The 5,556-nt window shown below is 60.1% G+C and carries 5 protein-coding genes; 2 read left to right on the top strand and 3 right to left on the bottom strand.

The window, feature by feature from the left end; all coding sequences use genetic code 11:
• A partial coding sequence (locus CFB39_RS38325; protein WP_144030396.1) for a transposase domain-containing protein occupies positions 1-159 on the top strand: 159 nt, incomplete at its 5' end.
• 740 nt (positions 160-899) lie between these two features.
• Here CFB39_RS38325 and CFB39_RS38315 read toward each other — a convergent pair.
• From CFB39_RS38315 to CFB39_RS38305, 3 genes are read right to left on the bottom strand one after another with little or no spacing between them, the layout of a single operon-like run.
• The gene (locus tag CFB39_RS38315; protein ID WP_256991567.1) at positions 900-1,550 is read right to left on the bottom strand and encodes a hypothetical protein; all 651 of its coding nucleotides are present in this window, start codon (positions 1,548-1,550) and stop codon (positions 900-902) included.
• Positions 1,528-3,243 carry an adenylosuccinate synthetase gene (locus CFB39_RS38310; RefSeq protein ID WP_089476954.1) on the bottom strand — a complete coding sequence of 572 codons (1,716 nt, stop codon included), beginning with the start codon at positions 3,241-3,243 and terminating at the stop codon, positions 1,528-1,530. Before CFB39_RS38310 ends, CFB39_RS38315 begins: the two co-directional genes overlap by 23 nt.
• Positions 3,240-3,785, bottom strand: a complete 546-nt coding sequence (locus tag CFB39_RS38305) for an AAA family ATPase (RefSeq protein ID WP_179257810.1) — start codon at positions 3,783-3,785, stop codon at positions 3,240-3,242. The genes CFB39_RS38310 and CFB39_RS38305 overlap by 4 nt, the downstream gene beginning before the upstream one ends.
• A 966-nt stretch (positions 3,786-4,751) precedes the next feature.
• On the opposite strand from CFB39_RS38305, the gene CFB39_RS38300 reads away from it, so the two are divergent.
• A complete protein-coding gene (locus CFB39_RS38300; protein ID WP_089476952.1) occupies positions 4,752-5,432 on the top strand; it encodes a DUF6602 domain-containing protein in 681 nt (226 codons plus the stop codon).
• Positions 5,433-5,556: the final 124 nt, after the last annotated feature.

Genomic DNA, 5,556 nt, shown 5'->3' with positions numbered 1-5,556 from the left:
ATTGGCACGGCGCGCTTGAACGGCCTCGATCCCGAGGCGTATCTCGCCTACGTGCTCGAGCGCGTCGCTGACCATCCGATCAACCGCATCGACGAGTTGTTACCGTGGAACGTGGCGTCGTCGCTGCCCTCTACTGCCCACGTCGAGCCTATCCGATAGCATCGCGCTCCCGTCGTCAACGATCTACGCTACGGTGCTGGTCGAGTGCTTACAAACATGCCGACGAAATCAAACTGGAAATGGCGAGCCGTATGATGGGTAGCGGGCCTGATACGATGCGCGACAGACTAGGGGACGCAAGTCGCCTCACGGCGTCACCGGCGCTGAGGTGCATATACGAGACGCTCGACGCCGCACCAACGATGATCGTCGACCGGCCGGTCGCACTCGACTGCGAGTTGACCGCCGCGACGTTCGGGTTGCGCCGCAGCCGCGGAAACCGAATATATGCCGATGTGCCGCTTACCGCGCTGGTCGGCCTGTTCCATCGGACCTAGGCGACCGCCGCGGCCACCTGGCGGTCGCTGCTGGACGGCCTGCACGGCAGAGGGTGGAGCATTGAAACGCTGGCGTACTTCGAATCCGGGATCGGCGACGCGCATTTCCCCGCGCTGCGGGCGATATCACGTTATCGATGCCCACCGCTTAGGCTGAGCAAAACACTACGCTAGCAGTATTAGTGAACATTGCTAGCACTCCTTTGGGCGCGGCTAGCATTGATTGTGAACTCCTACATTTGCCGACAAAATCCCGCTGCGGGTCGAGAGAGCGCACCCAGTTCCGAGAAGGGTCGTTCGGGACCGCCGACAGTGAATGGCAGGAAAGCGCCCCGCACTCCTTTGGTGAGTTGATGGACCGTCGTGCGCCAGTGGTGCCTTATTACCCGGGGGCGAGCGCGTTCAGGCCAGTTGTTGGAGCGTTTGGTCGCCCTTCATGCGCCGCACCTCGATGACATAGCGTGCGATGTCCGGTATTTGACCATCCACCACGATCTCGACCACTGGCTTGGCGGGACCTCCGCGGGCATTGACCGGATAATCCTGGATTCGCTTGAACACATCGATCCCCCTCGCATGAGGCATCGGAAAGGTGTTCCCCGAATTCATGTGGCACAACCAGAGGCTTGGAGCGTACGCACGGATGAATGGGCCGCTGTTAATGGTCAACACATCATGTTCGAGATGTCGGTAATCCCGCGCCCCGAGCAGGCGATGCAAGCGGTGTTCTTCCGCCCAGAAGAAGACCTTGCCATTAATGAGCCTGTACCAGGCTTCCGGCGTGGTTCCGTCTATCAGGGCCCGTGCCAAGCGTTCGGGAGGCATCGGCTTTTGATCCCGCAGCACAATTTCGCCTGGCGCTTGAGGAAGCACAGCCATCTTGCTGGTCCGTTGAACGGTCTCATATTGGCCGCGAGCCTGGCCGGTGACGCCGAAGTGGTCCAGTACAGCTGAGGCCGACATCAGGCCGCGGTCTCGGATACTGGGCCACGTATCGGCTTCTGCCATATGAAAGATTCTTGGATAAGCGTCAATCAGTTTTTCTATTTCCACGAGGTATCCGACGTGTTGAGCGGGCGGTCCAATTCCGACGGTCGATGACGGAGCGAAGATCGTTCGTTCCGTCAGGCTCTCGCGGGAACCGGGTGTTGATGAGCGAAACCGGAGCTTGTGCCACGCGCTCCAGTTCTTCCACGAACTTGATGGTGTCTTGAGTGAGCTGCTCGAAGCGGCGGGCCTTGCTGTTGCTCGCGTCGATGTAGTCCGCGAAAGTGAGGACGATGTCGGTGGGCGCATTGAGTGCACAAGCCTTGCGGAACTGGTCCCATTCGAACCAGCCCACACGCCGTTTGCGCTTGGTGGTGGAGGTCTTCTCCGCCTTATTCAGAGCTTCACGGTCCAAGCCCGCTTTTTCAGCAATAGCATCAAAGGTTGTGCCGTGCTTGAGCGGCCCCGATGTGTGTCCCTGGTCCCCATCGGGATCACCCACGCGGATAGGCATGGGGCGAATGACCACCAGGATCTTCCGCACCCGACTCGGTGAGATGCCTGCCTCGGCCAAGCAGCCCGCTACATTGGTGTCGCGCGAGGTTACGAACGGGTAGGTGCCGTGGAACAAACTGAGGCCGCTGCCTTGTGTTCCCTCAAGCAAGATAGATCGTCCGTTGCGGTAGGCCTCTTCGAGGCGATCGGCTGTGCGGCCATGGTAATGACCCTCTGTTCCCACATAGGGTCGAAGCTCAGGGATGTCGCGTGCCAGACGAACGCTGGGCTTACCGCGCTCCAGAATCCGCCTCGCGGTTGCCGCTCCGCTGCCGCTACCCGTCGAAGCAATTGTGCCTACCAGATGTTTGCCTTCAGCTTCTCGGTCGGCCGGTTCGATGATGGTGGCCTGAGGGTCGATGAATAAACGATCTGCCGTGAGCCCGCAATCGGCGATCTCCTTGAGCAATCCAGGCAGCCAGATCGTCATCCCCGGTCCGAGTAGGAGCTTCGCTTTGACGTCACGGGCGCCGGACGGGATGTGGTGGTATGTGTAGGCGCCATCAGCACTGGCGACGGTATGGCCGGCATTGGGGCCGCCGACGCGCACCATGACATCGTACTCACGAGCTAGATAGGAAACGACGTTGCCTTTGCCTTCGCTGCCATATTGACCACCCACGATGACGTCGACACAGCGCACGTCGGGCGGGGTGTAGAGGTGTAGACGGGCCGCAACGCGCACCAGCGTATCTTGTGCGTCGGTGCGGGTCGTTGAGATTCGCACGTCCGCGTCATCCCTCAGCGCAAGGATGTCCGATTGCTCTTTGAGATGGTCAATTGCCTCATAGGGCGGGGCACCTAACTGTTGTCCGTCGGTCGATGCGTAGCGGGAGAGCAGCGTCTCCTGGCTCGCATATAGGTGCACATGAACGAGACTTGGCCCGAAGTGCTTGCGAAACTCCGCAACCTGGTTCGGATCGGTGACATGGTCGACGACGACTGGCTGCTCGGAGGGAATCCCCTTAAGGCCAGCAAGGACGCCCAAGACGACCCACCGGGAGTGGGTGTCGACATTTTGCTTCAAACCTTGCTCAATGAGGTGCTGTCGGTCGGCGGACGAGGGGGCGAGTTCTAGCTGGGCCGCTAAGAGGTCCCGGGTGCGAACCACAAAGAAACCGAACTCCTTCTCCAGCAAGGTCGCGAGACCAGTTTTGCCGCTGCAGGTTTTGCCACTGATAATGACGATCTGGCGGTTACTCATGCTTTGACTCTCCAGGCTTTCATAATGCGCTGGGCGATGTCTGCTGGTGATAGTGCAGAGGTATCAAAGGTGTGGTCGGCAACGCTGCCGAGGGATCTCGCAGTGATCTCGTTTGAGTGAGCGATCACCTCTGCGTACGGTGTGTCTCCCGGCTTGGCGCGTTCGTTGTAGCGCTGCTCAAGCACTGCTTCGGGCGCGGTGAGGTGGATATGTCGGATATGTGGGCCGAAGCGGTGCCGGAAATGCAGCACCTGTCGAGGTTTTCGAACAGCGTCGAGAAGCCAGTTCGAGTGTTCGGGAGCACGATCGACCGTTGGAGTGGCGACTTCGTCGACGATCCAGGTGAAGTCGGTTTCGTCGTCCAGCCGGTCGCCTAACTCCTGCAGCTGATGTTTTTCTCCGTCGGCTGAGAGCGATTGCCCGTAAGACCGGAGGTAGCCGCTGCTGCTAATGCGGCGAAATTGAAAGCTGTCTTCCAATTCTTTGGCGATAGCCGATTTCCCGGCGCCCGAGGCGCCGCTCAACAAAAGCAGTTTTTCCATCGCACCGCCCCCCGAGGCTGTAGCCGCTGGCATTGCTGTTTTTTGAGTCAGCAAGATAGCTCGGACGAAGATCCGAGGAAATAGGATTATTTACTAATAATTTGTAGAGCTTTTCCAACAAAATACATTGGGGTTTTTGCTAGTCGTGCCGGATACTCGGCTACCTATATTGGTCCGCATAATCGGCGCGAATTCGGTGAGCTGGTCGCCGGGCGCTCGCCGGGCAAAAACGGTAGTTCGCGCAGTTCCGATCAATGTCCGACCGAAGCGGCCAATTGCTGCAATCGGACGAGTATGCGATCTGCTCTTCGGTGAACTTGCTCTTCTTCACGGCATGACCTCCTGGTCTCGATGACAACGTCATGCCAGAATTTTCCACCTCCAAATGGGATGGTTTTGTGGGCTAGGGTCATCCGGACGCATGCCGCGCGGCAGCAGTTCGTCGACGACGTCAAGCAGACTTCGCATGCGAGGCGTGTCGATCGAAGTGTCGCGTCCTAGTGTTGACGAGACACCAGCCGTCGTGCGGTGGGAGTGGGAGCGTCGGTGCGGTCGTCGGCGTCGAGGCAGCAGGGAGGGCGGCATAGCGGGGTGGATTCGCATTGTTCTGGGCCGGTGCGTGACTCTACCGCCACGCTCTGCTGCCCATAAGCGATCGCGATCGCTCGCTCACGCTGGCGTCGGCAATCCGTCACCAGCAGGGCATCCTCAGCCGCTTAAGACACCGCGCGTGGGCCGTTATCGGATTCGTCCGAGGGTGCGGGAGTTGGCTCCGACAGACACAACGATCGTCGGCACGCGCGCGCGGACGCACACACTATTCGGGCGCGCGGTCCCATCATAAATGTCGCGTCTCTAATAACTCTGCTTAGCGGCTTTGCGTTTATTACCAGAAATCCCTAAGAATCTACTTTAAGCCCCGATCGCACGGGCCTTCACCACCTAGCACTTACCTTCGGAGCCGTCATGGCACAAACTCCGGTTGATGTTCGACAGCTGCTGACCGCCACGGCCGCGAGCCTGTGGGCGACGTTCCTCGACAGTTCCGCACATGCTCGGCCAGACCACAGGGGCGGCCCGCGCGAGGCGCGCGTGCGGCAGTTTCTGCGCGAGCGCCTGCCGGCGAAGTGGGGTGTCACGCACGGGCACGTGTTCCGTGGCGATGTCACGTCGCCCGAATTCGATGTCCTCGTGTACGACGCACTCAACTGTCCGGGCTGGACGCTCGACGCGGGCGACGATCCGCGGCGTCTTGTCCCGCTGGACGCGGTGATCGGTGTTATCGAGGTCAAGTCTACGCTTGATTACCGCACACTTGCGGCGGCCGTCGACAAGCTTGCGCAGCTGGATGCCGCGCTCGCCGCAGAAGCTGCCCAGAACGGTCCCGCCGAGTACGCACCGTTTCGGCATGTCTTCGCGTACCGGCTTGATCCCGACGATGACTTTGACGGCTGGGGCAGGCCCGCCTATGCACTCACGCGGTACGCGGGAGCCCATACCCAGCCGGACGGGATCTTTGTGCTCGACAGTCACTTCTCAGTGCGGGTGAACGGTCACGGCATCGCCCATGCTTTCGGGCTGCATCGCGGCCAGACACCCCGGGAGATCTGGAATTCCACGTACGACCTCCAGAACGAGTCTATCTGACCCGCCCCCGGTTTTAGTCCGAACTGCAGTTAGAGTCCGAGGTTAAAAACTGCTGCTTTGCATCGTGCGCCCGCGCGAACTGCACCGGCGTCAGATAGCCGAGTGAACTATGAGGCCGCTCGGT

The organism is Burkholderia sp. AU6039 (genome assembly GCF_002223365.1).
Lineage (GTDB): Bacteria > Pseudomonadota > Gammaproteobacteria > Burkholderiales > Burkholderiaceae > Burkholderia.
The sequence above is the reverse complement of the archived record's forward strand: the minus strand, read 5'-3'. Positions and strand labels throughout refer to the sequence as shown.

Coding starts and splice junctions, on each gene's coding strand:
- CFB39_RS38310 (WP_089476954.1), bottom strand. CDS start 3,243: ATGAGTAACCGCCAGATCGTCATTATCAGTGGCAAAACCTGCAGCGGC.
- CFB39_RS38305 (WP_179257810.1), bottom strand. CDS start 3,785: ATGGAAAAACTGCTTTTGTTGAGCGGCGCCTCGGGCGCCGGGAAATCG.
- CFB39_RS38300 (WP_089476952.1), top strand. CDS start 4,752: ATGGCACAAACTCCGGTTGATGTTCGACAGCTGCTGACCGCCACGGCC.